This window comes from Chryseobacterium sp. BIGb0232, from assembly GCF_024810195.1.
GTDB classification, from domain to species: domain Bacteria; phylum Bacteroidota; class Bacteroidia; order Flavobacteriales; family Weeksellaceae; genus Chryseobacterium; species Chryseobacterium pennae.
Genome location: NZ_JANUEH010000009.1, coordinates 107,625 through 134,022 on the forward strand (window position 1 = coordinate 107,625; position 26,398 = coordinate 134,022).

A 26,398-nucleotide genomic window follows, 5' to 3' on the forward strand; every position below is an offset into this window, starting at 1 on the left:
CTTTTCCATCTCCCAGTTTCGAGCTTCGTTTATCAATAAAAAAAGCCTGCATTTCTGCAGACTTTTTCGTTATTTGGAGTATGTTTAGTTCTTTTTCTTTACTTTACTCACCTTCACCTTTTTCACCTCATCTTTGATGAACGGGTATTTCTTCTGCATATCCTTTACCAGAGACGGATCCAGCTCTAAAGCTTTCTGAAGGGATTCTATTCCTTTGTCCTGATCTTTCAGATTGAAAAAACAGTTACTTAACTGATAGTATAGCTCTGCTCTGTCATGATGTTTTATTGCTGCATTTAAAACAGTAACAGCGTCTTCATATTCCCCTACAAGCATAAGAACTTCTGAGTAAGCATACCAGTTGTAAAACCTTGATGGTTCAGCGTCTACCAGTTTTTTAAGACAGGCAAGACTTTCTTCAAATTTCCCTGAATCAATGAACAGGAATGCTAATCTTTTCTGATAATCAAGATTATTTTCATTCAACTGTGTTGCTTCCTTAGCAAAATGAAGTGCTTCAGACATACCACCCATTTCTTCATATAAATAAGACTGCTCCATCATCGCCAGATAAAACTGAGGGTCTTCTCTCAACGATTTCTGAAAAGAATTTAAAGCTAAAATAGGCTGCTTTAATGCTTTGTTGCACAATCCGATTTTATAAAAAGTAAATGCTTTGGTATATTCCAGTTCAAGCATTTCCTCATAGGTATCAATAGCTTTTTGGTATTGTCCTAAAGCCTCATAACATGCTGCTTTATTGGCATATACTCCTACAGAATTTGAATTGATAGCCAATAGATAATCATATCCTTTTATGGCTTCATCGAAGTTCTTTCGGTTGAAGTAGAATTGTCCGTATTCAAACCATGCGGTTTCAGAATAAGAAAATTCATCTAAATATTCATTAAGAAAGGCAATAGCTTCCTCACTCTTATTCAAATCACTGAAGCACACCATTGCATTTTCCAGCGAATATTCATCCGTAGGATCTTCTTTAAGTGCTTTTCTGTAATGTTTAAGAGCGTTAAAAGGATCACCCAGATTTACATATTCATCTGCAATAAAGTTGTGAAGAAAGTTTTCTTCTTCCTCCAGCGTAAGAGCTTTTTTACAGATTTCAATGGATTTTCTAGGGTTACCCAGGTTCGAATAATACTTAGCGTAGCAAACTAAAAAGTCTGTATTCTCCATGGAAGAACCTTTTAACTCATCAATAAGATCTTTCGCTGTATTATATTCTTCCCACTCCAGAAGGATTTCAAGTTTTTTGATCTTGATATCTAATGAATTGGGGTGAAGCTTTAGTCCATAATTAACAGCTCTGTCAGCGTAATTAAAATCACCCAGCTCCAAATAATAAACAATGATATCTTCCAACTCCTCAGTATCGAAGTAGAATTCGTCATTGTTTTCCATCATTTCTTCGAACTTTTTTACAAGTTCATTTCCAAAATACTCTTCCAATAGTGTCCTCTTTGTCGGCCCGATGCCTGAATTTGCTTGCAGACCCCGGCAAACTTTATTAATTAATAATATATCTGAAACTGATATTCAAATATTTATGCAAAGTTGCAACTTTTTTTTGAAATATCCTTTTCATAAATTTCTATTATAAAAATAGTAAAAAAAGAAAACCGATAAAAGGATTGTGGATAAAAAAACGAAAATTGGGGGTTAAATTTTTATTACGAGCCTTTTTCCTGTTTGTATCTCAGCATTCCATGCATTTTCGATATTTTTTATATACACCTCTTCTGTTTCTATTTTAATTTTTCCTTCCACGGCAGCCTGAAACATTTCGGGAATAATTTCTGAAAATAACAGTGCTGATTCTTCTTTTGTCCAGCTTCCCAATCCTGATCCTGAAATCTGGATATCTGTCGATCTTAGAATCTGAGAAGACAGCTGAATCGTATCGCTGCTCATCCCGCCAATAGTAATCAGTTTTGTTTTATGAGAAAATGTTCCGTCTCCTTTAAATGCTGATAAAATCATTTCTACAGAATGGCCCCAGATATAATCGATAACAATATCAATAGGAGTTTCATTATGAATTTCCTTTATTTTCTTTTTAAAATCTTCGTCACTTAACTGCAGGGAAACAGCCTCATCTGCTCCCAGTTCACGGAGTGCCTGCAGAGATTCTTCGTTTCTTCCGGTAACAATAATTTTTGAGGCTCCATATACCTTCGCAATCTGAACCGCTATTCTGCCTGTAATTCCGGTTGCTCCATTTACCAGAACAACACTTCCCGGTTGTATACCCGCTTTGAATTTTAATGCCATCGCCGATCCCATCACTGCATTGGGAAGGGCTGCGGCAATGGAAAAATCAAGTCCATCAGGAACATTAACCATCATTTTCTTGTCTGCAATTGCTTTTTCTGCAACGGTTCCTTTTTTACTGAAAAAATATACTTTTGTCCCATCTTCGAGCATCCCTACTCCATCTGAACCTACAACTGTTGGCTGATGATCTTCATTTTCTGTAGAATAATGCTTTCCACTGGCCCTTGCTTTATCAAGATTTTTAATGGATGCTGCTTTTACCGTAACCAATACTTCATTTTCATTGGATATTACCGGCTCAGAAAAATCTGCATACTGAGGAATACCTCCTTTTTCAAATACTACTGCTGCTTTCATTGTTTTAAATTTTTGTACAAAATTATGACGAGGAAAACCGTGAGACGATAACATTTGTTATCAGTTGAAGAAAGGCTGGAAGAGGGAGGCTGGAGGTTATATGAGTCGTGAGTATAAGTGAAAAGGATAAAAACGCAAGGGTTGCAAGGGTTTTATGGTTATGTTTTATTTTTTCTTTGCTCAGCTAAGAAGACGAACATTGCTAAGTGAAACACCCTTGCGAACGTTTTTATAAATATTATTTTTAATTCTTTGCATACACTGCGTTAAAGATTCTTGTGAAAAAACTAAAACGCGAAGACCACAAGGTTCTTCATCATGCTGTTTTATTTTTTGTCCGCAAGGGCGCTTCGCTCAGCTAAGAATGCGAACATCGTTGAGTGAAACACCTTTGCGTACGTTTTATGAGCATCATTTTTAAATTCTTTGCAGCTGCGTTAAAATCTAATTCATTTGTTCCTTCATCTGCATACCGTCTGCGAGAAACTTCCCGCATCCAGCATCCATCTTCCATCTTCCAGCTTAAGAACTCTCCTCTTTCAATATTTTAGACTTTATTCTGCTAAGATGCACAGTGGTAATACCCAGGTAAGAAGCAATATAATGCTGGGGAACTCTTTTGATGATTTCCGGTTTTTGCTGGGTAAGCTGAATATACCGCTGCTGTGGGGTATCTTTTATGAAGGAAAAGAAATGCTTCATATAATCGAAGATTCTTTCAAACAGAGCGTCCATCAATAGGTTTCTGAGTTCGGGGGTTTCGTAAGCCTCTTCAAGAAATGCTTCTACATCAGGCTTTTTAATTTTATATAAAATACAGGGTTCCACTGTTTCAAAGGAGACCATGCTGGGAAGACCTTTTTTAAAACTTTCCAGAGAAGAAAACATTGTGTTTTCAAGAAAAAACTGAAAGGTAACATCTTTACCATCATTATTATACCAGGCTCTCACAATTCCTTTTTCAAGATAGAACGCATTATTTGAAACCTCACCTTCGTTTAGAAGCAGGGTTTTAGCAGGAACTTCCATCCGTTCGAAGTTGCCTAAAAATTTTCTCCATTTTTCTTTTGGAAAAGGGAATCTGTTTTTGATGTGTTCAAACATTCGGGTATAAAAAAAGAACGGAACAAGTCCGTTCTTATAAAGTATTTAAATTAAACTTTTAATTTTCGCGATGATGTCATCTCCTAATTGATCAGCTTCTTCCTGAGATTTTGCTTCTGTATAAATTCTGATGATCGGCTCTGTATTGGATTTTCTAAGATGTACCCAATTGTTTTCGAAGTCAATTTTCACACCGTCAACAGTAGAAACATCTTCGTTTTCATATTCTTTCTCCATTTTACTTAGGATAGCATCTACATCGATCTCCGGAGTCAGTTCTATTTTCTTTTTACCCATGAAATAACTTGGATATCCTGCTCTCAATTCGGAAACTGTCTTATTTTCTTTTGCCAGATGGGTAAGGAATAAGGCCACACCTACTAAAGAGTCTCTTCCGTAGTGAAGATCCGGATAGATAATTCCTCCGTTTCCTTCTCCACCGATTACGGCGTTTTTCTCTTTCATTAAGGTAACCACATTTACTTCTCCTACAGCACTTGCAAAGTATTCTGAATTTTGTGACTGCGCAACATCTCTCAATGCACGGCTTGAAGAAAGGTTAGAAATTGCAGCTCCTTTTTTATGTTTTAGTAAATAATCGGCAACGGCTACCAATGTATATTCTTCACCGAACATTTCTCCTTTTTCATCAATCAGAGCCAGTCTGTCTACATCCGGATCTACCACAACTCCTACATCTGCTTTTTCTTTTTTTACCAATTCACAGATATCTCCCAAGTGTTCTTTTAACGGCTCCGGGTTATGTGGAAAATGACCTGTTGGTTCGCAGTATAATTTAACCGTTTCACAACCTAATTTATCTAATAGCATTGGAATGGCAATTCCTCCTGTAGAGTTTACAGCGTCCAACACCACTTTAAAGTTTTTAGCTTTAATGGCTTCTACATCTACCATTGGCAAATCAAGGATCTGCTGAATATGAATATCAAAAGCATCTTCTCTGGTCTCATATTTTCCAAGATGATCTACTTCTGCATAATTGAAATCTTCGCTTTCAGCCAATGCAAGTACATCTGCTCCGTTTTCACCCGTGATGAATTCTCCTTTTTCGTTTAAAAGCTTAAGGGCATTCCATTGTTTTGGATTGTGAGATGCGGTAAGGATAATTCCACCGTCTGCTTTCAGCTCAGGAACCATTATTTCTACAGTAGGGGTTGTAGAAAGTCCTAAATCAACCACATTGATTCCTAATCCCTGTAATGTTGCTGTTACCAGTGAAGAGACCATCTGTCCTGAGATTCTGGCATCTCTTCCGATAACCAGTGTTAAGTCTTTTTTATTTTTATTATTCTGAAGCCATGTTCCGAATGCGGAAGCGAATTTTACCACATCTAATGGTGTCAAGTTATCATTTACTTTTCCACCGATGGTTCCGCGAATTCCCGAAATAGATTTTATTAACGACATTCTGTTTTATTTCTTATTGATTAGTGTAATAATTTATGCGAAACAAAGATACTTAAAAAGACATTGACCTTATAAAACAGGAATCTTTTTTTGAACTTTATCATAAGTATTCTTTACAACTCTTGGAGGAGCAAAACGATAACCTATGTACAGTAAACCATACAGGCTGTTATTCTGTACGGCCTGATTTCTTGTCTGGTTATAGGCATAGGCACTGAAATTCATTTTCCCGCCAAATAAAAACCGGTCTGTATTGTATCCTATATGAAGACCTCCTTCCATTCTTAACGTCAGATATTGGACGTTCTTTATCGAACCATCCCCAAAAACATCGCGATAGGTTGAAAACTTCCCTCCGAGTCCGAGAGCAAGATAAGGTGCAATATTTACATTTTTTCCAAGTACCCAGTTATAGAAATAGCCCATATTGGCTCCTAATTTATACTGTGTTTCTTTGGCTTTCTGATCTTCTATTTTATTTCTTAAAATAGTAAGGTCATAATCCAGAAACGGAACCCAGCTGCCACTGCTTTTCTTTTGCCATTCGCCCTGGGTGTAGATACTTCTTGCAGAAAAGTTTTTATTAAGAATATAGGCCGTAGAGCCTCCGAAGCTTTGTACTCTTAAATCCGGGAATTGCATATAATAATCTCCTTCCTTCCAAGCTGGAAAGAGCTCTTTCATATTTTCAATATAAAAGCCTTTTACATTTTTGTAATAAAGATTCTGGATCAGTCTATTGGGGAAAAATCTGACACTAAAGTCTGTATAAGAACTATTTCCTTTCAGATCATTGTCATTATTCCCTTCAAAGAAACGGGGTGCAAAGGATATGGTAGCACTTATAATCCTATAGTCTACGGAGAATGAAACTTTTGTTTTATTATTGATGGAGAAAATCTGTTTTTTTTCATTTCCTTTTTCGCCTTCTGTAAAGATATAGCTTTCAATATTGGTATCCAGATTGGCGCGAATCATCACCTGATCTGCGTAAGATTTAATATCTGTGGTATCTCTTTGTGCATCGACCTGAATGACCAACAGTAAAAATAATACAACAAATATTCCTTTTGTAAGACTCAATCTGGATATTTTAAATTAAAAAAATGAAAATACTACATTTTTTTCAATTATCCATGTGAGTTTTATATTAAGAACAACCGCAATCTTTATCGCAGCTTGATCTTTTAGAGCTGAATTTTTTAGGGGCAAAATTCTTTTTAAGCACTTTGAATAAAGAATAGCAGGCAAATACTACCAATAAAGCAATAAGTACATACTGAATAACTAAGGAAGAGTCCATTATTTTAAAATTTGATATACTATCATCGACACAAAATATGCCAAACCTGTCATCATAGCTACCTGAAAGCCTGTCCATTTCCAACTTTTGGTTTCTCTATAGACTACTGCAAGTGTAGAAATACACTGCATTGCAAACGCATAAAACAGAAGAACGGAAATTCCGGTTGCAAAGCTGAAGACTTTTTCTCCATTGGGCTTTACATCTCTTCTCATTTTATCAATTACCTTTACTTCCGGAGCATCATCCTCAAGACTATACAGCGTTGACATAGTGCCTACGAATACTTCTCTTGCTACGAAGCTGGTCAGGATTCCTACTCCCATTTTCCAATCGTATCCCAGTGGAGCGATCAGCGGTTCTATTCCTTTACCCATTTTGGCCAGATAAGAATGATCTAAGTGAACGTCTGAAGCAACAAACTCATTCGGTTGTTGTTTTGGCCCGAAATAGCTTAAAACCCAGATAATAATACTTACAATAAAGATTATTTTTCCGGCTCCGGTAATGAAATCCCATACTTTCCCTAAAACCATTTTAAGATCATATCCGAAAAGTGGTTTTTTATAAGCAGGAAGGTCCATTACCAAATATGTTTTTCCACTGTCTTTAATGAATCTTTTCAGAATAGCTGCAGAGAATAAAGCCACTAAGAATCCTAAAAGATACATTCCCATCAGAACCAAAGCTTTATATTTTATTCCTAAAAACGATCCTTCTGAAATAATTAATCCGATGATAATACTGTATACCGGAAGTCTTGCAGAGCACGTCATAAAAGGAGTTACCAATATCGTCAGTAATCTTTCCTTCACGTTTTCAATATTTCTTGTGGAAATCACTGCCGGAATTGCACAAGCGGTTCCTGAAACAAGGGGTACAATACTTTTACCATTTAATCCAAATGGACGAAGAAGCCTATCCATCAGAAAAACAACTCTAGCCATATATCCTGAATCTTCCAATAAATAAAGGAAATACAGTAAAATACCAATCTGTGGTGCAAAGACTACAATTCCTCCTATTCCCGGAACAATCCCGTTAGAAATCAATGAATTGATTGGTCCTTCCGGAAGATGTTCTCCTGCAAAAGCTGACAGCCACGAGAAAAGCTCTTCAATCCAATTCATCGGATATTCTGCAAGGAAAAAAACGCTTTGGAATATCACCAATAAAATCAGTAAGAAAACCACATATCCCCAGAATTTGTGCACCAAAACTTTATCCAGTTTCTCTGTGAGCAATTCTTTGAACTGAGGCTGTTTGGAAATAACGTTGTCTAATATTTTATCTACATTCTGATATCTCCTAACGGTCTCCTGAACCTGTAATCTTTTAGGAACCAAACTTTTAACATCAGAACTATTGATCTGATCCATTTCAGGATCTATTTTTTCAAGGTTTGTTCCCAGTGAAAGACTCATCCAGGCCTTATATTCATTATCAAACCCTTTTTGAGAGACAAGTTTCTGAATAAAATCTTTATGTTCGTTTGGTGTTTCAAAAGAAACTTTATCCGCCTTTACGAATGTACTGTTATAAACAGCTTCTCTCACTTCATCAATCCCAATCTGTTCCTTTGCATTGGTTTGAATAATCTTAATTCCTAATGCCTCAGAAAATTTCTGAACATCTATGGTGATTCCTCTTCTTTCCGCCTGGTCGATCTGGTTAACGATCAGAATCATCGGGATTCCAAGATCCTGAATCTGCTGAAATAGAAGAAGACCTCTCTTTAAGCTTAATGCTTCAAGAATATAAACAACTCCTGCATAGTTCTTTTGTTCATCAATAAGGTATTTTGAAAAAATAGCCTCATCTTCTGAACTTGGATAAACGCTGTAAGAACCTGGAAGGTCAATGACTTCGACGTCCTCATTCTTATGCGTATAATTTCCTGAATGGCTTGCAACGGTAACCCCTGCATAATTTCCGGTTTTCTGCTTTTTGTTACAAAGCGCATTGAAAACCGTTGATTTTCCTACATTAGGATTTCCGACTAAAAGTATCTGTTTTTTCTTGTTTGCCTGCATTAATTCAATTCTTCAACAATGATATAATCTCCTTCTTCCTCACGAAGAGCAATCCGGCTTTTTTCGGCTCCAAATTCCACATACATCGGTCCATTAAACGGAGCCTGGTATAAAATTCTGAAAATGGTCTCCGGAAGAAGTCCCATTTCAATAATTTTATTGGGCATTTTCAGATGGTCATTATCATATCCCAATATCTTTCCCATTTTGTTTTTAGGAAATCCACTTAATTTATGTAATTCTTTCTCTTTCAAAGCCCTATTATTTTGTAGCGCAAATATACGCTATTTAAATTTAATCTAAATAACGTTTTGGCTATAAAAAGAATCAACCCAAATACATTACTGTACCTGGGTTGACTCGGAATATAATTTAGTTGATATGAATGCTTATTTTTTCTTTTTATCAGGAGAATCCTGCTCTTTTTCAATCGGATTATCATTTGAGTTAAAGTAATCCTTAGCCATCTTCTCTTGCTTTTTAAGTGCATCTCCAATGGTAACATCTGATCCCGGCATTTTCATGTTCATCATTTCGGGGCTCACTTTCTGGCGGATTTCAGCCATTGGATCCTGCTTAAAGCTGGCGTATGCTTTGTCAAATTTTTCTTTTGTAGTAGATGTCACTGTATTGGAAACACCATATTTCGCATTGATCTTATCCGAATAGGTTAGTTCCTCATAATTTTCAATCTTCTTATTTCCGCTCAGCATCCATGAATAGTTTTTCTCATCATCTTCAATCTTAACGATGAGCCCCGGAAGGCCATAGAATTTATACGGACCATCCTGAAAAGGAATATCTGAACTGAACCATGCAGTCCATTTTCGACCTCCATATTCTGTAGTTGCTTTCTGGGTATTGTATTCTCCTATTTTCTGTTTTTCCGGCTGGATATTCCAAACAAACTTAACTGGAGCATCATATCCAAATAAATTCATGCTTACTCTATCAAGATACTGTTGTTTCATTTCCGGATAAGTTTTTACAATCTTGTAAGCAAATTTAGGAGTCTTGATAAGTTTAGAAATATCTTTCCATACTTTTGCTTTCTCCATTTCCTCAACAGCAAGCCTGATAATAGAATCCTGAGCGGGCATGGTATAATCCTGATAAATGGACTTTTTGGGCGTAATATCCAAAATTGTAATGAGCTTGTCCAGTTTTGCAGAATCTTTCTTCGGCTTAAAGGTTAATTCATAAAAGAATCGGTTTGCCGTTTCTTTGCTGCCCTGAGCATTAGCAAAGGCAAAAAGTATGATAAGAAATACTGAAAATAGCTTTTTCATTCCTCAATTTTAATAATTAGTAATCACTGTTAAGAATTTGTTACAGTTTTTCTTCAATTTATTTTTTAAAAGATAAAATCAGGAAGGGGGAAATTAATCTGAGAAAACCGTAATTTCCACTATAAAATTAAGGAATGTATAAAAATTATGATTCTCTTAAAACATTTTAAGATATAAAATTTTTACCTTTAAACTTCTCAAAAACAAAATATTATGGATACTCTATCGCAATTTAAAAATGAGCTGGAAGCTGAATATCAGACGACCAGAAAATTCTTTGAAATTTATCCTGAAGAAAAAAATGATTATGCTCCTCATGAGAAAAGCATGAAAATGTTGCCCCTTGCCACTCACATCGCTGAAGTTTTTGAATGGCCCAACACTATGCTTACCACTTCAGAGCTTGATTTTGGCAAAGGAGATTATCAACCTAAACAGCTTTCTACGAAGGCAGACCTTCTTCAAACTCTTGATCAGAATTTTAAATCTGGAAAAGAGGCTCTGGAAAGTGCAAATGAGAATGACCTTACTGCAAGCTGGGCGCTGAAAAACAATGGAGAAGAGCTTGCAAAATGGTCTAAATATGAATCCATCCGTCATGCGCTTAATCAGATTACCCATCACAGGGCACAATTAGGCGTGTATTACAGGATCAATGATATTCCTTTACCGGGAAGCTATGGTCCTTCTGCTGATCACCAGGCTTTTTAAGTCCTTATATATCTCAATAAAAAACCAATCCGCTCGGATTGGTTTTTTTATTTTATTTAAAGTTGAATTTTACAGTAAACATGACCTGGCTAGGGCGGAGCTGCATGGAGGTGGAAGTAATCGCAGCATTGTCAAAATCAATTTTTTCAAATACTTTTCTATTGGCAATATTCATCCATTTCAATTCAAAATCTACTTTCTTCTTAGCCCAGGAAAACTGATAGGAAAGGTCAAAGAATCCGTTATTATACTTTGCATCGCCTGATTTTGAATTGATCTGATCCCAATAAAATCCAATGGTATGGTTTTCTATCGGATAAAAGAAGACATTCAGGTTATGGGTGTACCCTTCGCTTTTTCCTAAATTTCCTGTCATGAAGATGTTAGACTGCTTATTCCATGTTTGAGAGGCGTTAAAGTCTACACTCATCCATGAAAAATAGTTATTATTGAATTTAAAGCCTATTGTGTTTGCAATGGTCTTGTTATCAATAAAAGCAGTATTTCTTATTAACTGTGATTTAGACAGGGTATTGTTAAATGTAAAAGAAGCATTGGTTTTAAATTTTGGAAAATATTTTCCTATTTCTGCATAATAGCTGTTGCTGGTTCTCTTATTTTCTCTTTCCAGATATTCAGTCACTCTGAATCCAAATGGATTGACAAAAATGGAGGAGATAAGATTATTTTTGGTATCCCCTATTCTGCTTCCTACATTGAAGAAAAGGTTATTCAACGGGTTTCTGTATTCTAATCTTGCACCTAAACTTTTTGTAGTGGTCTGAGGAATCGGGTTGTTCGGGTTCATGACGCTGAAACTTCCCGGATTGGTCATAATATATCCGCCGTAAGCAGTCTTTATATCTCCAAAGTTATTACTGATATTTCCATTGACACTTGCTTTAAAGAAAGAAGCAAATGAATACTGCACAAAAATATTAGGAGTGAATGTCGTTTTATTCAATGTTTTTGAAACGTTTCTAATAACATCATCTGCCTTAATGTTATTAAAGTTTACCGGAAAACTGGCAAATAGGCTCCAGGCTTCTGATTTATAATTAACTCCTAAAGATGCTGAAGGGGTAATTTCAGTAAATTTCAGGCTGTTTTCATAAGTCGGGCTGTTAAAATCAGGTTGTCCGGAGGTTGTAATTCCGTCAAAATTAGTATCCAGTTTATCAGTAGAATAATCAAATCCTACCTGTGGAGTAAAGGTCCAGCCTTTCTTTGTAAAGCTTATATTCGCAGAATGTGAGGTATCTAATGTCCTGATTCTGAATCGTTGTAATGCAAAACTTCCCGGAACAAAATCGATCGTTTTCATTGAATCTTTGATTGAATTTCTGTATGGAATCTGCATATAATTAGCAGGAGAGATCTCCAGAGTCTGGTTATCATCCTGATAGCTGATATAGGATTTCAGGTTGATCATCTTTTCTTTCCAGGGAATAATTGTACTTAATGAGTTCTGGAAAGAGGACGTTGGAGATTGTACAGCTTCAAGCCCGTTTCTTTCAGAAACACTGTCTTTTCTGTATGCGTTGGTACGGTCTCCGTTCCAGTACTGTGAAAAGGTAGTTGTATTTTTGAAGAACCCTTTCTTTGCATTTTTAGTAAAAATAACCTCGCCTTTTAGTTTATCTGTATAAAAATTATTTAAAAACCGTGTTCCATATTGAGTCTTTTGCTGGAAATCATTCGTGTTGCTTGATGATTCTCTTTCTACTGCATTATTGGTATAATTGGCATTGACCTTAAGCTCCCATTCTTTTTTCTTATCAATATTGGTAAGGTAATTCGCTGAAAGATAATGTACACTATTGAATAAATATCTTTTCACAGGAAGATCAGGCGTTACCGCATTTTCCACACTCAGCCAGTTATTCTGGGAAATATTGGACCTTCTTCCTTCCCATCCACTTCCGAATGCCAAAATATTCCCCTCATTTTCTACCTGCTCACCCATATTATTGGTCTTATAGTTAACTACCCACTGGCTTTTCTGTCCGAAAAACATAGGAGTCAGTTTCACATTCCATAGCCATGGTTCTCCAAAGCCTGTTCCCACTTCGCCACGACCAGTCATGGTTACTGAGTTTTTAAGCTTAATATTGATCGCCGCCTGATCTGAAGGTACTTTATCCTGAAGAATCTTTACCGGCTGGTGGTTTTCAAGGACTTCCACTTTTTGTACAGCATCTTTGGGCAGCGAGTTGTTGATTGTTCCATAGCCGCCTTCCATAAGGTCTTTTCCGTTGACATAGAATTTATTGATTGCATTTCCCTGATAAAGAATAGTTCCGTCTGTATTCACTTCAATTCCCGGAATTTTCTTCATTACATCGGCAAGGGTTCTGTCGTTTTTACTGTTGAAAGCTTTAAGATCATAGGAAATGGTATCTCCTCTGGCAGTGATCATTTTGGTTTTCAGCTGTACTTCCTTAATTTCTGTAGCTTCAGACTGCATTTTAAAATTCAGGGTTTGCTCGCTATTGCTGATTTGCTTTGTAAGCGGCTTTTGATTGAAGGCCTTTACTTTAAGATCCACATTGGATTCTGAAGAGGTAAAAGTGACTTTGTATTCTCCCTTGGAATTGGTGATTCCATAAGCCAGAATAGCATCTTTACCCGGTTCCTCGATCGTTACACTGGCACTTGGTATGGCTGCTCCTTCATCATCTATAATTTTCCCGGAAATTGTTTTCTGCGCGAAGGTGAATACCATCATAAAAAGCATCAGAAATAAGGAAATATTTTTTTTCATATTCACTATTTGACTAATTAGTTAATCATTGTAGTTTTTCGTTACACTTTCTTTAAAGATATATTTTTGTTTTAAAAGTTAAATCCTTTCACTTTACCTCTTTATATTTTATCTTGTTTGTAAAGGAAAAGTATAGTTACAGAAAAATTCCAGATATTTTCTTATTTATATCAAGAGAAAATACAAATCAATAATATAAAAATTCACCAACAATTGAATAATGACAAATTATAACTACCTTACTTTCAGTAATTTGAAATTATTTATAAAAAAAATACTATTTTTTTATAAATAAAAAATATTCTAGGGGCATCCGTTTTTAAACTTTAAATTTAAAAATATTTCCCGTGCTGTTGAATTAAAATAATGTAACTGCCTTTTATTCTTTAATTTATCCAGTTTCAATAAAAACTGCCTGTGAAATAAAAATAATATCTTCGCATCAGAATGGATTTTTATTCATCTATTTTGTGTTTTTACCCTGTAATTCTGTTACAGGGTATTTTTTATACAAAATGATAAAAAAAATAAGATTTCTATAAACAATTGCTAATATGTTAATTTTTATTTAGACTAAATAATATAATTTAAATTGCATTATATATTAAAAAAAAATTAAACTCTGGTTCATAAATATTTATTTAATAATTTTGTAACATAAAATTTACAAAATGGGAATTATTTTAAAGCCTATAGATGTTGTAGATGATATTTCTAAAGAGGAATTCTACGAAAAATATCTAAAGCCAAGAAGGCCCGTTGTCATCAAAAATATGGCAAAAAAGTGGCCTGCTTACCAAAAATGGACGATGGAATATATGAAGGAGGTTGTAGGAGATGTGGAGGTCCCGTTATATGACAGTTCAAAGGCAGATCCTTCTGCTCCCATCAACTCTTCTGCAGCTAAAATGAAATTCGGAGATTATGTAGATCTCATTAAAAGAGAACCTACTGATCTTAGAATTTTCCTTTTTGACCCCATAAAATACGCCCCGAAACTTCTTGAAGATTATATTTCTCCTAAAGAACTGATGGGAGGCTTCCTTGATAAGTATCCAAACATGTTCTTCGGTGGAAAAGGTTCTGTAACGTTCCTTCATTTCGATATAGACATGGCGCACATTTTCCATACTCACTTCAATGGAAGAAAGCATATTCTTCTTTTTGACTATAAATGGAGAGAAAGGCTGTATCAGATTCCTTATGCTACATATGCTTTGGAGGATTATGATATTGAAAATCCTGATTTCACAAAATTCCCGGCACTGGATGGTGTAGAAGGTATTGAATGCTATCTGGAGCACGGTGATACTTTATTTATGCCTACCGGATGGTGGCATTGGATGAAATATCTTGATGGCTCCTTCTCTATCTCCCTAAGAGCCTGGGATAAATCATGGGCAGTAAAGGCACATTCTTTATGGAATCTTACAGTACAGCGTAAATTTGATGACATTATGAAGTCGAGTTTCAAAAAGAAATACATGGACTGGAAAGAGAAAATGGCTTTTAAAAGAGCTGAAATAGCTTTAAGAAGAGGCTCACCAAGATAAATAAAAAAGACGTTTCAATGAAACGTCTTTTTTATTTTAATAGCTCATTTTCAACAACTTACAAAACTCTATATACAGGATACTGCCTGAAGGTTTTTTCTTCAAAATAAGGAGAATGTCTGTACACCCAATCCAACTGAGCTTCCCCGTTTTCTGATAGTTTTTTGTCTGATTTTTTTGCTGCCTCAAAGTCTTCTTTCAGCTTTTGATCATTTTTCAGCAGCTCAGCGGCTGTATCTTCAAAAATATAGGCTGAATAATATTCTTTCTGGGCCAGAATACCATCGAAGAAATTCCAGTTAAAAAAGGAATCTAAGGATTCAGGCTCAAGGGTTTCTATCATATATTTAACCCCGGACTGATTGGTGGAAACAATATAATCTCCAGCTGTAAACTTCTGATCTTTTTTAGAAGAATCTACTGTAGTTTCAAAATGCAGATAGTGCCCTTCGTAAGGATTTTTTACGGTTTTAAAGTCTTTAATCTTGTAGGATTCTACAGCAATTATACTGTCTTTCAGAATCGCCTTCATCTGAATTCTGTTTCTTTTAAATTCTTCAATAACTCTGTACTGTGATTGTGGGATTATATAGTATTTAGGAATTGTGATATACCCTGTAGGAACGGCGGTGGTAAAAAGCTTTATATTCTTTGTAAAAGGTTTGTTTCTGTCATAATACAGCCTTGGTTTTCCTGAGATTTCACTTGGCTTATAATTCCCTTCATAGCCTTTAAAATCCATGGTTGTATACTTGGTCGAGTCTATTTTCCAGCGAATTCCGTATTGCTTGCCTGCCTGATATTGCTTAAGATTTTCTATACGAAGCTGCTTTATTTTCTGATAATCTTTATCAAGGTTCTGCAAATTCACCAACATATATTTGTAGGTCGCATCTACTCTTTTATCATAAGGCTTCAGCATATGGGTTTCGGGAACGGTTCCTAAAGAATTGAACAAAGTGGTGTATCCTGTAGAATATCTTGGGGAATCTTCGAACGAAGCGAAACCAACCTCCGGAATATCCCCATGAATGTTGACATAAGGGGTGCTTTCATATCCTAATTTCTTCATATCATCAAGGTTTTTAGCCTGATAATCATTGTAAAAATAAGCTCCTAATGTATTTCCCAGACGTTCTTTAAAAGTCGAGATATAAGTAAATGTATATTGATAATCTGCTCCGTTACTGACATGATTATCAATGAAAACATCGGGTTTCAGCCATTGATAGATTTCCTGGAAGCTTCTGGCGTTTTTAGAATCTGCTTTGATAAAATCCCTGTTCAGATCATAATTTCTTGCATTTCCCCTGAATCCATATTGTTCCGGGCCATTCTGGTTGGCTCTGGAATGGGAACCTCTATTCAGCATTCCGCTGATATTATAGGCTGAGATCGCAGCAATGATAAAGTTTTGTGGAGTTTTAATTTTTTGAGTTGCCAGATCTCTCATCAGCATCATCGTGGCATCAATTCCGTCCGGTTCTCCAGGGTGAATTCCGTTGTTGACAAAGAGAATGGCTTTATCTTTTCTCAGTTTTTCAGGATCTTTTTCAGGAAAAGGATTGTAAACGACCACATAAATGGGTTTTCCGTTATCATCTTCTCCTTTTTTAAGATACTGAATGGTATTAAAATTTTTGGCCAGATCCTGGTAATAGGTATTCATTTCATCGTAAGTAACGGTTTGATTTCCATTTCCTTTTTCAAAAGGGGGCTGAAATGTTTTTTGTCCAAAAGCCAGGGAAGAACATGCAACAAGCAGGAGGTATTTCAGTTTCATTGATATATTATTTTCCGGATTTAAAATTAGGTAATATCACTGGGGCTGAAAAGAAAAATGGTAAAAATACACTATCAGAATATGATTTAATAAAAATAAAAAAACCTTACAGGTTTTGGAAGCCTATAAGGTTAGATTGTAGGCATATATACTGCTCATTTCTTTTATTATTATTTAATCTATCCGTTCCGTCCTTTTTCATGAGGGTAAAGGGAAGGAAGCGGATCACTTTGCCAGAATTCGTTTGTATCAATATCCATGATGGATAGGGCTCCGGTAAAGGCAGCTCCGGTATCCATATTCCAGATATTGCCTTTATTTGTAGGAACTCTGCTTCCGATATATAAGGTTGGAGTATGTCCAATAAATATTTCTTTGTACAGGAGCAGCCTTTTAGGGTATAGTAATGAATTCTTTTCCAGTTTTTTATCCATTGCTACTGCGGTTTCCCACAGGGTTCTGTCCCATCGGTAATTGCTGGAATAGACTTCTTTTTCAGGGCCATGCATGGAAGAATATCCGGCATGAATGAATAATCTGTTCTGATCATCTACATAATAATGCTTCATACGCTGGAAAAATTCAAGGTGAAGAACCAACTCTTCTGAAGAATAATCGGTATAGCTGTCTACGGTACTTTTTCCTCCATTAGCAAGCCATATTCCCGGTCCCTGCTCAAAAGCCAGCCAGTCTTCACACCATACATCATGATTTCCTTTGATAAAAATACATTTCTGTTTTTCGGAAAGTTCTATTAAAAATTTTATGATCTGAGAAGATTCGCTCCAGCCATCTACATAATCTCCAAGAAAGATCAGTAGATCATCCGGAGTAACCTCAGCGCGTTCAAGCACCTGTTGTAATGCTCTGAATCCGCCGTGAATATCTCCTATTACTAATGTTCTGCTCATGGTTTAGTTTCGTTGGTGAAAAGATAAACCATTATCTTTAAATAATGGCTCTTTTGGTTCAACCCTGTTGATTTTTATTACTTTGAAATGTATTTTGGATCTATAAACTCTGTGAGCCACACTCCGTTGGCAGATTGGTAGAAAGAAACTCCTTCTTCATACATTTTTCCGGTTCTGATTGTCAGAATTACAGGTTTCCCGTGTCTTATTCCCACCTTTGTAGCCGTCTCTTTATCAGCGCTTAAGTGTACATGCTGACGGGTTCTTTTCTCAATTCCTTTTTCTAAAATGGATGAAATATTGGCTTCGGCGGTTCCGTGATATAAAAATTCAGGTGGCTGTATAGCTTCCAAGGCTAAATTGATGTCAATAGAATGTCCCTGACTGGCTCTGATTTTTGTTTTATCATCATTAAAAGCAAATCTCTTTTTATTATTGGTTTCTACCACCTCATCTAATTCTTCGAAAGAAAAATGCACTCTTTTTTTGGCTGATTTTGCTCTCAGCTCTTCTACATCTGCCCAGCCGTTTTCATCCAGCTTTAATCCGATAGTCTCGGGTTGATGCCTCAAAATGAGGCTTAAAAATTTACTTATTCTTTTTGTTTCTATTTCGTTCATTGTTTGTTTTTTAATTTTTTAATAAGTCTGCTAACCGTAAAATAATCCTGTTTCATTTGATTATAAACAGAAAGCTCATCTCCTGATAATCCTTCCAGTATTTTTTTCTGCTCATACATACAATGCTCAAAATCTTCATCACTTACACAGAGATCCATTTGATCTTCAAGTTCCAAATATTCACTGATGATGGCTTCATCAAGATTATACGAAAGCAGTTTCTCCTTTATATAATTAGACCATGCCAGATCTTCATTATATTTTTCTTTGCGCAATACTTCAATTTTCTTTTTGCTTTCATCCGTTATGTTATAATGATTAAGTCTTCTCCATAATAAATCTTCAATAAGCCCCTCTCCAAACTCTCCTCTGTCCAGAATATATCCCGGATCATAAGTGTTCAGATACTTCAGGAAATTTTCATTTTTATTGGGGTAAATAAATACATTTCGTAGATACATTCCCATTCCAAAAAAAACTGTCAAATCATTAAGCCTTGAAGCTAACGATTCATTCCTGATATTACAGATCGTATTTTCACTCAATCCTTCATGAATCAAAAAATCAACAGCTTCTTCTACTGTGTTTATTTTTAAGGTCTTTTCCTCAAGGTATTTTGCATGAGCTTTCTCTTCTTCAATCAATTTTTCAGCCTCTTCTCCTATAGGAACTGATGGTTTGTAAACCTTTCGAAAAGAATCATAAGATACAATCTCTCTACTGTTTGTTTCCAAATATTTCCTTAACCTCCATGCAAAAAATCTTTTTTCTTCGTCCAAAATCCCAAGGGCCTCTTTCTCAACTTCCTCAGTACGGCCAAAGAAATCAACAGTTTTTATTTTATCAACCATTAAAGTATTGAAGAGTGGTATTTGATTAGTTTCTATCATCAACTCTCCGTCCTTCAATATTTTAAAATTACTGATTGTATTTTCTTCGATCTCGCATTTGATAAGAAACATTCCGTGATCCGGGATATGATCAGGTATAGAACCGGTATAAAAATGTAAAGGAATATCGGAAACAAATTCTTTAAAAAAAGTTCTTTCTATTTCCAGTAATTCTTTTTCTGAAATAAATTTATATAGAGTCATCAAGGGTCTTAATTTTGTTAAAATTTATAATATTCGGGAATTAAATATACTGGTATTATATCACCTGTATTGTTCAACCTACATATTCTTTAAAACTAAATTTTGCTATTCCGTTCATTGGTTTTGGTTTAATTAAGCATTATAAAATTCCGGAGAAAAAGTGACTGCAAACCCTGTTTTTTTATTGATCTCCTCTGCATATTGATCATAATAATAAATCTCTGGTGATATTGAAAGCATTACAAATGATTTTTCGTACAAATAAACCCACAAACAAGCTTCCGCAGGTCCCCTTCCTTTAAGTACATTTTGAATTTCAATTCTACTGATCTTATTCAAAGGAATTAATAAAGTTCTCTTTTGATCCGTAAAACCCAACAGACTATTTTGATTATCCATCCAGAGTAAAGACTGATCCTTTAAAATATTCAATACCTCATCTGGTGTCTGAAATAAATAGTCCGGTGAATAATGAACACGGCAGTTTTCTAATTTTACCACTTTATTGATTTCTATTCTTCCTTTATATTGCTGCAAAGGGGTGTTCAGAAAGATATCCTCAGGGTCGTATTTGGAAAACATGTTGGCAAGGGCTTTTAGGAAAGATTTCATTCGCTTATAGGTATTTATGGTTTAGCTTTTCACATAACGTTTCAATATCATCCTTTCTTACCAGCTCGTTAACCCATTCCTGAGGAATATTTTCAAATCCATAATAGATTCCTGCCAACCCTCCTGTAATGGCTCCGGTTGTATCTGTATCTTCACCCAGATTAACGGCTTTCAATACTGCTTCAGAATAGCTTTCTGAGTTTAGAAAGCACCATAAAGATGCTTCCAGACTATGCAGCACATAGCCGCTTCCTCCTATTTCATCTTCGGGATACCCTGAAATATCATTTTTTAAAATCTTTTGAAAAAGTTCAATCTCATTTAAGCTAAACCATTGCTTTTCTGCATATTCCAGAACCAGATTTTGTATATGTGTATATGCTTCCGTTTTATTTTTTTCTTTAATTAATTGAATTGCAAAAATCACATAGATAAAACAGGCAAAAACAGATCGGAAATGCCCATGAGTGATTGTGGAGACTTCTTTTACCGTTTGATAAATCTTTTCAATATTTTCTTCATTCTCTAAATAAAAAGCTAAGGGAAGAATTCTCATTAAAGAACCATTCCCATTATCTTCTTCAAAAATATTCCCCGAAAACCGGGCACTTTCTCCTTTAATTAACCTTGTAATAGCTTCTCTTGTAGTTCCTCCAATATCGAAAAGTCTTCCGTGGGCGCTCCAGTGACCATATTTCACCCATTTTACAAAACTTTGCCCTATCTTTTCCAAGTTATAGCCCTTTGTAAGTTCTTCTGCCAGACATAATGTTAATGAACTATCATCACTCCAGGTTCCCTTGGGTTGATTATGCGAGCCAAATTCCTGCATTTCTGTAACAGGAAACTGTTTCAAATATTCTCTGTTTTTAAACTCAACCGGAACTCCTAAGGCATCACCGATGCATACACCCATAATTCCTGCCTTTACTTTATTTTCCATCAGGCAAGGTTTACCAGCTTATCAAATAACAGTTTCATTCCCTGTGTGGCGGTTTCTTTCATCACCACCGCTCTTTGCCCATAGCCAAAGTCTGTTTCATTAGGGTTGATAACAATTAAAAGACAGTCATCTTTGATATCATGGATCAGTCCAGCTGCAGGATATACCTGTAGAGAGGTTCCGATTACCAATAAAATATCTGAGTCTTTTACTATTTCTCTAGCATCCTGATATAAAGGAACATCTTCCCCAAACCAAACAATAAATGGTCTTAATTGCCCCCCATCTTCTGCTTTATCTCCTATCTTGATGTCTTCTTTCTGCTCATAGATCAGCTTTTTATTATTGCATGAGCAAGATTTAAACAATTCACCATGGATATGAAGAATTTTTGTGGAACCGGCTCTTTCATGCAGATCATCAATATTTTGGGTAATGATCTGAACATCAAAATATTTTTCCAGTTCTGCCACTAGTTTGTGGGCTTCATTAGCTTCCACTTCATGAAGTTGACGTCTTCTCTGGTTATAGAATTCCAATACCAAAGCTCTGTCTTTTTTCCATCCTTCCGGACTGGCCACATCGGTTACATTATGATTTTCCCAAAGGCCGTCTCCATCTCTGAAGGTTTGTATTCCGCTTTCTGCACTGATTCCTGCTCCGCTTAATATGGTTAGTTTTTTCATTGGTTTTTAATTTTGTTTCGTACACTGAGTTTTTCTGCCACGAATGCACTAATATAATTATTGATGCTTAAAAGGATGCTTTTAAATTTTTTTTATAAATCTCTTCATTCTCTTCATCAAAACAGACAAAAATAACTTTCTCTATGCTATCTGACTGAAATTTTCTTACTTCATTGACTGCAATTTCTCCTGCCAGCTCTTTAGGAAACTTATAAATTCCTGTGCTGATATTGGGAAAAGCAATTATTTTAATTTCAAGATCTTCTGCAAGCTTTAAAGCATTTTTATAGCAAGCTGATAAAAGCTTTGAACTCTTTTCTTTATCATCATTCCAGACTGGTCCTACAGTATGGATAACATATTTTGAAGGAAGATTTCCCGCTGTTGTCACTACTGCTTCTCCTGTGCTGCATTTTCCTTGTCTGTTTCTGATCGCTCTACATTCTTCCAGTATTTTTGGTCCTCCAGCGCGATGAATAGCACCATCTACACCTCCACCGCCCAACAAAGAGGAATTGGCAGCATTGACAATAGCATCTGCATGAATCTTTGTGATATCTCCTTTTATGACTTCAATTTTCATTGTATTTCTTCAAACGGCTTCAGCATCTCTTCTTTCTTTGTAAGGACAGCAAAAACCACTCTTTTAAATTTGTTCTTATATTTTCCCTGGAGATATTTTTTGAACAACCCAGCAATTTCTTTTGGATCATTTTTGAATACTCCGCAGCCCCATGCTCCTAAAATCAAGGTTTCATTTCCCTGGTGTAAGGCCAGTGCAAGCATCTTATCCATTCTGAGATCCATTGCTCCTAATATCTCATTTTCTCTTTGAGGTTCCTGTCTTTTTACCACTCCTGCATTCACAGCTGCTGAAGTAATGAAATTACACATAACAGGTTTGGATAACAATTCTCCTTTATCCTTTCTGAAAACAGGAACTTTTGGGCTGTAAATCATTGTATCTGTATAAAAACAAGAGGTCATACTACGGTGTAATGTGTAATAATCTTCTGCCATTAAAAGGGTTTCATACAATGCGGAAGTTCTTGCCAGGCTTTCTTCCTGCGCTTCTGCTCCATTAATAAATCCGCCGCCTGGATTTTTTGCGGATGCAAAGTTCAGACACATTACTTTATCCTGACCTTCTTCTTTAGTTAATTCCAAAATAGCTTTTAACGAACTGCAACGCAAGGTTTCAAATTGAGTTTCAAAATGAGTTTCCGGCATTGGAGCAACTGTAAGCTCAGAAAGTTGTTCAGGAGTGAAAAGAGCTGTTTCTTTTTTGCTGATTTCCAGCTCGTTTTCTATATCTATCCTTTCGTTTTCTGTATTTATATAATATTTCCTGGCCAGGATATCCAATGTATCTTTTGCCATTCCTTTATTTGTCATGATTCTTTTTTTTGAGCCACGAATGCACGAATGTTTTTACCATCCTATGGATTCGTGGTAGTTATTTTTAAAGTCTTTACCAGACTTTCTATTTCATTATTTGCGGATCCTTTAAAATCATTTCCTACAAATACTTTGATGACTTCTATGTTTCCAATTATGGCATTATTGAAAGTGTCCAGCTCTTCCGATGGAACCCACAATTCATTATGATTTCTGGCTCCTACATTCTGTGCCGGATATTGACTGGCAACATTTTCCAAGACTTCAAAACGGGTTACAAAACCAAGATAATTTCCAAACTCATCTCGGGTATTCCATTTCTCAGCAATTTCTGAAGCATAGTCTTCATCCAGAACCGGGTAAAAGATGGGTTGCCATTCTAGTCGTGGAGGAAATTTTTTATATCCGTTCTCCATAATAAGAACCATTTCCTTTTCTCCTACCGGTCTGTACAATCTTGTTGTTTTCATCTTCTTAATCTTAATTTGATCCTATCCTACGAGTAATTTCATTGGATAAAGGATATATTTTTTCTATGGGTAATAGTTTCTTTGCTTTATCATATTCTCCCTGTTTGGTAAGATTCAATATCTTTTTTACCAGTGGTGAATAATCTTCTATTTTTACGATCCAGTCTTCATTAAACTCTTCTATCAGATACCTACTGATTCCAATCTGTATGGAACGATACTCTAATTTATTTCCTTTAATATTTCTTTCAGGATCCCATTGTACATAGACTTTGGCATTTTGAAACGCTTCTTCCCAGGTTTTGGGATCTGGATATACCCTTTTTTCAGGAGAAGTTAAAACAGCCAGTTCTAATGCTTTCTCCCAGGCTTCTCTTTTAATATGAATAGCAAGAGTACATTCCTGATTGGATTTCTGTCCGTAATTACTTCGCTCCATCATCCAAAGAAAAGAAGGTTTAATCCAAGTCATTCTGCCAAATGAAAAAGGAGCACTAAACTTCTGATTTTCTACTGCAGATTGTGCAATGGCTTTATTATAAGCCTGATATACAACAATGGTATCACGGGTATAGTCTGCTCTTATTTCAAACTCTTTCATCTCATCTTAATCAAAATCATTTATACTTCACGTTTTCCCTCCTTAAATATAAAATTAAAACCCTTATTTTCATTATTAAATCAGCTTTTTAAAATCTTTTGAATAAGGAGAATAAGATCCGAAAATGCCGTCAAATTTTATTTCTAATTTATCAAATTTAAACTCCTCTTCAATCTGATCTATACAGGTTATTACTAAATTCTTTTTTGTTGAATTTACATTGGCCCCATCCAGTTTTAAGGCATAATTCAACAGGTTATAATCCAAATCTCCGAGCCTCAGCTCTTTCTGATATTCATTAAAGGTACAGGTTTCCTCTTCATTGTTTTTCAATATAACTTCCTTTTCATTGCTCATCCAGCCGCTCCCATGACGTGTTGCATAGCTTCTGGTCACATAATACATTTCAATATCTTCAATATGAAGCCTCTTACAGATCTCATAGGCATTTTTTGAAGTGGTATTAGCATAGGTTACGTTCGGAAAAATACCATGATCCATATCTAATAAAATGCCTTGACTGCCTTCAAAAATGAGATTTTCAAATGAATTCAGATAGTTATAATCATTAATCTTCCAATCGATCTGATCAATTGCCTCTAAAAAAGGTTTTATCTGTTCTTCAATTTCCTCCTCTCCCATAACACCGTAGTAATAAGCAATTCCTTTCAGCTTTTCTACCAACATTTCCTTTGGAGCAATAAGATCAATCGCAAATAGCTTATAAGGACTTTCATTTCTTTTCATGGTAGCTCCCACTCCTTTTCCGCAGGTTCCATGTTCCAGATTCTTGGAATTGGTTCTGTTTTGCCAGACGTCAAAAGGCGTAGTTACCTTGGCTAAAGGATGAATGTGAAGCTCTATATTTCCGTTTTTTGCTTTTAATTCCTCCCTTTCATTCAATAGAAACAGAGGATAAATGGTACAATGTTCGGTAAAGTAAGATGGCAATCCGCGAAGAGCTCCACTCGCAAAGCTTGAATGAACATGCTTCCTGTCATCTATCATTACCGTATGAGCAGCCTGCTGTCCTCCTGAAAATCTGATCACCACAGACTCAGGGTTTTGTTGAGCCAGGAAATCCGTAGTAATTCCTTTTCCTTCATCTCCGAAACCTAATCCTATAACTATTTGTGCCTTTTTCATGTCTGGTATTTTTAAAGTTATTGCCCTCCGGCAAGTTGTAATCTAAAGCATCTGTACGTTGTCTAATCCATCCATTGTTGGTGTTCCAGAGGTTCTATCTTTAAATGTATTGCAGATAATTTTTTTAATAACCTCCGGGATTTGTCTATGGTCTTCTATCGATATACAGTTTTGTCCTAACAGATCTTTCCAGCCTCTGTCTGCTCTTATTGCCTGATCAGAATGTAAGACATTGATATGATATACTTCGTATCGTTTTTTAGCTTCTTCCAACAGTTCATAGTGAGTATAAGTCTGCTGACCGGATCCCATAATTTCCCTGATGGCTGATGCCGGAAGTATTTTCAGGCAAGGCTCGTCACCCACTGTAAACAATAGTCCTTTTTGGTTTCTTTTTTCAAAAGCATCTGTTCTGGTATGGAAAGCGGCAAAATACCAGGATAAAAGATAACTTTCACCAGCATTTCCGCCTCCTCCGGATTCAATATAAGTACGGGTAAGCCACATATCCAGTTCTTGATCTCCTGACTCAAACTGACCTACCTGAAGAGGATAGCTATCGCATTCATGATCTCCTATTCCCAGGAAAAGCAATGCCGGATCCGGAACTCCGCCCTGAATAATACCTCCCATCAGTTTTGGTAATCCTTCTTTGATGAGTTCATGAGGAATATGTCCCATACTTCCGGTGACATCCAATCCCAGAATAATAGGAACTGAATTAGGATGTACCTCAGAATCCCTGGATTCTCTGAAGGAAATTCCGTGAGGAATCATTGATGGATGCGCCTGTCTTTTGGCATTCTGTGTGAAGATTTCACCTGCGGATTTTGTTCTGTAACCTGCTTTGCTTGCTCTGTCATAACGAGCGTCTATATCGTATCTTGTACTTCCCATGACTAAAATGTTTTTCCGAATAAATATTCAAATCTCTTTTGACTTACTTCTAGCTGAATATTCAGATTTCTGATTGTTAATGATATTTCCATGTCTTTCTGAACGAATGCTTCTGGATTAAAATCCGCAAAAGTCAGACTGTTTCTGTCCAAAGGGCTGATATCAATTAGTCCTTCCTGCTCACGCTCGAGTCTTTTTATTTTTAACTCGATGTCTTCTACCTTGCGCCTGTAAATCAATTCTGAATCTTCTCCGATCGTTCGCGCACGGTCTTCTCTGATCTGATCATTGTTTCTCTGTAATGACTCGATAAATCTTGGTTTTAATTCATCTTCCATATCTGATCTTTTTTTGTGTTATTATTACGCTAATTAAAAAGAGCATAGCTATGCACTATCCTGCA

Annotated in this window: 25 protein-coding genes; 2 read left to right on the forward strand and 23 right to left on the reverse strand. The window is 35.9% G+C overall.

The genetic code is table 11. From position 1 onward, the window contains the following. Positions 1–84: 84 nt before the first annotated feature. The 8 genes from M2372_RS18500 to M2372_RS18535 form a co-directional block, all read right to left on the reverse strand. Positions 85–1,467: a tetratricopeptide repeat protein gene (locus M2372_RS18500; protein ID WP_115972089.1), complete on the reverse strand. Its 1,383-nt coding sequence runs from the start codon at positions 1,465–1,467 to the stop codon at positions 85–87. Positions 1,468–1,677: 210 nt separating this feature from the next. Beyond that, positions 1,678–2,649 carry a zinc-binding alcohol dehydrogenase family protein gene (locus M2372_RS18505; RefSeq protein ID WP_123320204.1) on the reverse strand — a complete coding sequence of 324 codons (972 nt, stop codon included), beginning with the start codon at positions 2,647–2,649 and terminating at the stop codon, positions 1,678–1,680. Positions 2,650–3,171: 522 nt separating this feature from the next. Then, positions 3,172–3,753, reverse strand: a complete 582-nt coding sequence (locus M2372_RS18510; protein ID WP_123320205.1) for a Crp/Fnr family transcriptional regulator — start codon at positions 3,751–3,753, stop codon at positions 3,172–3,174. A gap of 45 nt (positions 3,754–3,798) precedes the next feature. Then, positions 3,799–5,181: a phosphoglucosamine mutase gene (gene glmM / locus M2372_RS18515; protein WP_123320206.1), complete on the reverse strand. Its 1,383-nt coding sequence runs from the start codon at positions 5,179–5,181 to the stop codon at positions 3,799–3,801. Between the two features lie 69 nt (positions 5,182–5,250). Next, complete coding sequence (locus M2372_RS18520) at positions 5,251–6,264, reverse strand: DUF4421 family protein (protein WP_123320207.1); 1,014 nt, start codon at positions 6,262–6,264, stop codon at positions 5,251–5,253. Positions 6,265–6,483: 219 nt separating this feature from the next. Further along, complete coding sequence (gene feoB, locus M2372_RS18525; RefSeq protein WP_123320208.1) at positions 6,484–8,517, reverse strand: ferrous iron transport protein B; 2,034 nt, start codon at positions 8,515–8,517, stop codon at positions 6,484–6,486. Further along, on the reverse strand, positions 8,517–8,771 hold the full coding sequence (locus M2372_RS18530; protein WP_123320209.1) for a FeoA family protein: 255 nt from the start codon (positions 8,769–8,771) through the stop codon (positions 8,517–8,519). The genes feoB and M2372_RS18530 overlap by 1 nt, the downstream gene beginning before the upstream one ends. 135 nt (positions 8,772–8,906) lie before the next feature. Further along, positions 8,907–9,806, reverse strand: a complete 900-nt coding sequence (locus M2372_RS18535; RefSeq protein ID WP_123320210.1) for a GLPGLI family protein — start codon at positions 9,804–9,806, stop codon at positions 8,907–8,909. Positions 9,807–10,019: 213 nt separating this feature from the next. On the opposite strand from M2372_RS18535, the gene M2372_RS18540 reads away from it, so the two are divergent. Further along, a complete protein-coding gene (locus M2372_RS18540) occupies positions 10,020–10,517 on the forward strand; it encodes a DinB family protein (RefSeq protein ID WP_115972097.1) in 498 nt (165 codons plus the stop codon). 52 nt (positions 10,518–10,569) lie between these two features. Here the strand turns inward: M2372_RS18540 and M2372_RS18545 are convergent, their stop codons facing one another. Then, on the reverse strand, positions 10,570–13,281 hold the full coding sequence (locus M2372_RS18545) for a TonB-dependent receptor (RefSeq protein ID WP_123320211.1): 2,712 nt from the start codon (positions 13,279–13,281) through the stop codon (positions 10,570–10,572). 671 nt (positions 13,282–13,952) lie between these two features. Here M2372_RS18545 and M2372_RS18550 point away from each other — a divergent pair. Then, positions 13,953–14,834, forward strand: a complete 882-nt coding sequence (locus M2372_RS18550; RefSeq protein ID WP_123320212.1) for a cupin-like domain-containing protein — start codon at positions 13,953–13,955, stop codon at positions 14,832–14,834. A 58-nt stretch (positions 14,835–14,892) separates the two neighbouring features. On the opposite strand, the gene M2372_RS18555 is transcribed toward M2372_RS18550, so the two are convergent. The 14 genes from M2372_RS18555 to M2372_RS18620 all read right to left on the reverse strand — a co-directional run bounded on the left by M2372_RS18555 (position 14,893) and on the right by M2372_RS18620 (position 26,333). Then, entirely contained in the window at positions 14,893–16,617 is a 1,725-nt protein-coding gene (locus M2372_RS18555) for a hypothetical protein (protein ID WP_123320213.1), read from the reverse strand. Positions 16,618–16,796: 179 nt separating this feature from the next. Continuing rightward, on the reverse strand, positions 16,797–17,528 hold the full coding sequence (locus M2372_RS18560; protein ID WP_123320214.1) for a metallophosphoesterase family protein: 732 nt from the start codon (positions 17,526–17,528) through the stop codon (positions 16,797–16,799). A 77-nt stretch (positions 17,529–17,605) separates the two neighbouring features. After that, positions 17,606–18,148 (reverse strand): RNA 2'-phosphotransferase, encoded by a 543-nt coding sequence (locus M2372_RS18565; RefSeq protein WP_123320215.1) that lies wholly within the window; start codon positions 18,146–18,148, stop codon positions 17,606–17,608. Further along, positions 18,145–19,242 (reverse strand): hypothetical protein, encoded by a 1,098-nt coding sequence (locus M2372_RS18570; RefSeq protein ID WP_123320216.1) that lies wholly within the window; start codon positions 19,240–19,242, stop codon positions 18,145–18,147. The genes M2372_RS18565 and M2372_RS18570 overlap by 4 nt, the downstream gene beginning before the upstream one ends. Positions 19,243–19,374: 132 nt before the next feature. After that, complete coding sequence (locus M2372_RS18575) at positions 19,375–19,854, reverse strand: hypothetical protein (protein WP_123320217.1); 480 nt, start codon at positions 19,852–19,854, stop codon at positions 19,375–19,377. Positions 19,855–19,858: 4 nt separating this feature from the next. Then, entirely contained in the window at positions 19,859–20,797 is a 939-nt protein-coding gene (locus tag M2372_RS18580) for an ADP-ribosylglycohydrolase family protein (protein WP_123320218.1), read from the reverse strand. After that, a complete protein-coding gene (locus M2372_RS18585) occupies positions 20,797–21,483 on the reverse strand; it encodes a Sir2 family NAD-dependent protein deacetylase (protein WP_123320219.1) in 687 nt (228 codons plus the stop codon). Before M2372_RS18585 ends, M2372_RS18580 begins: the two co-directional genes overlap by 1 nt. A 67-nt stretch (positions 21,484–21,550) precedes the next feature. Continuing rightward, positions 21,551–22,066 carry an O-acetyl-ADP-ribose deacetylase gene (locus tag M2372_RS18590; RefSeq protein WP_123320220.1) on the reverse strand — a complete coding sequence of 172 codons (516 nt, stop codon included), beginning with the start codon at positions 22,064–22,066 and terminating at the stop codon, positions 21,551–21,553. Then, the gene (locus M2372_RS18595; protein ID WP_123320221.1) at positions 22,063–22,878 is read right to left on the reverse strand and encodes a TIGR02452 family protein; all 816 of its coding nucleotides are present in this window, start codon (positions 22,876–22,878) and stop codon (positions 22,063–22,065) included. Before M2372_RS18595 ends, M2372_RS18590 begins: the two co-directional genes overlap by 4 nt. Before the next feature lie 44 nt (positions 22,879–22,922). Next, positions 22,923–23,351, reverse strand: coding sequence for an ADP-ribosylation/crystallin J1 (locus tag M2372_RS18600; protein WP_123320222.1), 429 nt, complete (start codon positions 23,349–23,351; stop codon positions 22,923–22,925). Between the two features lie 10 nt (positions 23,352–23,361). Next, positions 23,362–23,952: a DUF4291 domain-containing protein gene (locus M2372_RS18605; RefSeq protein WP_123320223.1), complete on the reverse strand. Its 591-nt coding sequence runs from the start codon at positions 23,950–23,952 to the stop codon at positions 23,362–23,364. 75 nt (positions 23,953–24,027) lie between these two features. Then, positions 24,028–25,098 carry an adenylosuccinate synthetase gene (locus M2372_RS18610; protein ID WP_123320224.1) on the reverse strand — a complete coding sequence of 357 codons (1,071 nt, stop codon included), beginning with the start codon at positions 25,096–25,098 and terminating at the stop codon, positions 24,028–24,030. 42 nt (positions 25,099–25,140) lie between these two features. Then, entirely contained in the window at positions 25,141–25,995 is an 855-nt protein-coding gene (locus M2372_RS18615; RefSeq protein ID WP_123320225.1) for a hypothetical protein, read from the reverse strand. A gap of 2 nt (positions 25,996–25,997) precedes the next feature. Further along, positions 25,998–26,333 (reverse strand): hypothetical protein, encoded by a 336-nt coding sequence (locus tag M2372_RS18620; RefSeq protein ID WP_115973986.1) that lies wholly within the window; start codon positions 26,331–26,333, stop codon positions 25,998–26,000. Positions 26,334–26,398: the final 65 nt, after the last annotated feature.

Coding starts and splice junctions, on each gene's coding strand:
- M2372_RS18595 (WP_123320221.1), bottom strand. CDS start 22,878: ATGACAAATAAAGGAATGGCAAAAGATACATTGGATATCCTGGCCAGG.
- M2372_RS18585 (WP_123320219.1), bottom strand. CDS start 21,483: ATGAAAAAACTAACCATATTAAGCGGAGCAGGAATCAGTGCAGAAAGC.
- M2372_RS18580 (WP_123320218.1), bottom strand. CDS start 20,797: ATGGAAAATAAAGTAAAGGCAGGAATTATGGGTGTATGCATCGGTGAT.
- M2372_RS18505 (WP_123320204.1), bottom strand. CDS start 2,649: ATGAAAGCAGCAGTAGTATTTGAAAAAGGAGGTATTCCTCAGTATGCA.
- M2372_RS18540 (WP_115972097.1), top strand. CDS start 10,020: ATGGATACTCTATCGCAATTTAAAAATGAGCTGGAAGCTGAATATCAG.
- M2372_RS18560 (WP_123320214.1), bottom strand. CDS start 17,528: ATGAGCAGAACATTAGTAATAGGAGATATTCACGGCGGATTCAGAGCA.
- M2372_RS18510 (WP_123320205.1), bottom strand. CDS start 3,753: ATGTTTGAACACATCAAAAACAGATTCCCTTTTCCAAAAGAAAAATGG.
- feoB (WP_123320208.1), bottom strand. CDS start 8,517: ATGCAGGCAAACAAGAAAAAACAGATACTTTTAGTCGGAAATCCTAAT.
- M2372_RS18615 (WP_123320225.1), bottom strand. CDS start 25,995: ATGGGAAGTACAAGATACGATATAGACGCTCGTTATGACAGAGCAAGC.
- M2372_RS18610 (WP_123320224.1), bottom strand. CDS start 25,098: ATGAAAAAGGCACAAATAGTTATAGGATTAGGTTTCGGAGATGAAGGA.
- M2372_RS18555 (WP_123320213.1), bottom strand. CDS start 16,617: ATGAAACTGAAATACCTCCTGCTTGTTGCATGTTCTTCCCTGGCTTTT.
- M2372_RS18545 (WP_123320211.1), bottom strand. CDS start 13,281: ATGAAAAAAAATATTTCCTTATTTCTGATGCTTTTTATGATGGTATTC.
- M2372_RS18600 (WP_123320222.1), bottom strand. CDS start 23,351: ATGAAAACAACAAGATTGTACAGACCGGTAGGAGAAAAGGAAATGGTT.
- M2372_RS18605 (WP_123320223.1), bottom strand. CDS start 23,952: ATGAAAGAGTTTGAAATAAGAGCAGACTATACCCGTGATACCATTGTT.
- M2372_RS18575 (WP_123320217.1), bottom strand. CDS start 19,854: ATGAAATCTTTCCTAAAAGCCCTTGCCAACATGTTTTCCAAATACGAC.
- M2372_RS18620 (WP_115973986.1), bottom strand. CDS start 26,333: ATGGAAGATGAATTAAAACCAAGATTTATCGAGTCATTACAGAGAAAC.
- M2372_RS18590 (WP_123320220.1), bottom strand. CDS start 22,066: ATGAAAATTGAAGTCATAAAAGGAGATATCACAAAGATTCATGCAGAT.
- glmM (WP_123320206.1), bottom strand. CDS start 5,181: ATGTCGTTAATAAAATCTATTTCGGGAATTCGCGGAACCATCGGTGGA.
- M2372_RS18550 (WP_123320212.1), top strand. CDS start 13,953: ATGGGAATTATTTTAAAGCCTATAGATGTTGTAGATGATATTTCTAAA.
- M2372_RS18570 (WP_123320216.1), bottom strand. CDS start 19,242: ATGACTCTATATAAATTTATTTCAGAAAAAGAATTACTGGAAATAGAA.
- M2372_RS18535 (WP_123320210.1), bottom strand. CDS start 9,806: ATGAAAAAGCTATTTTCAGTATTTCTTATCATACTTTTTGCCTTTGCT.
- M2372_RS18565 (WP_123320215.1), bottom strand. CDS start 18,148: ATGAACGAAATAGAAACAAAAAGAATAAGTAAATTTTTAAGCCTCATT.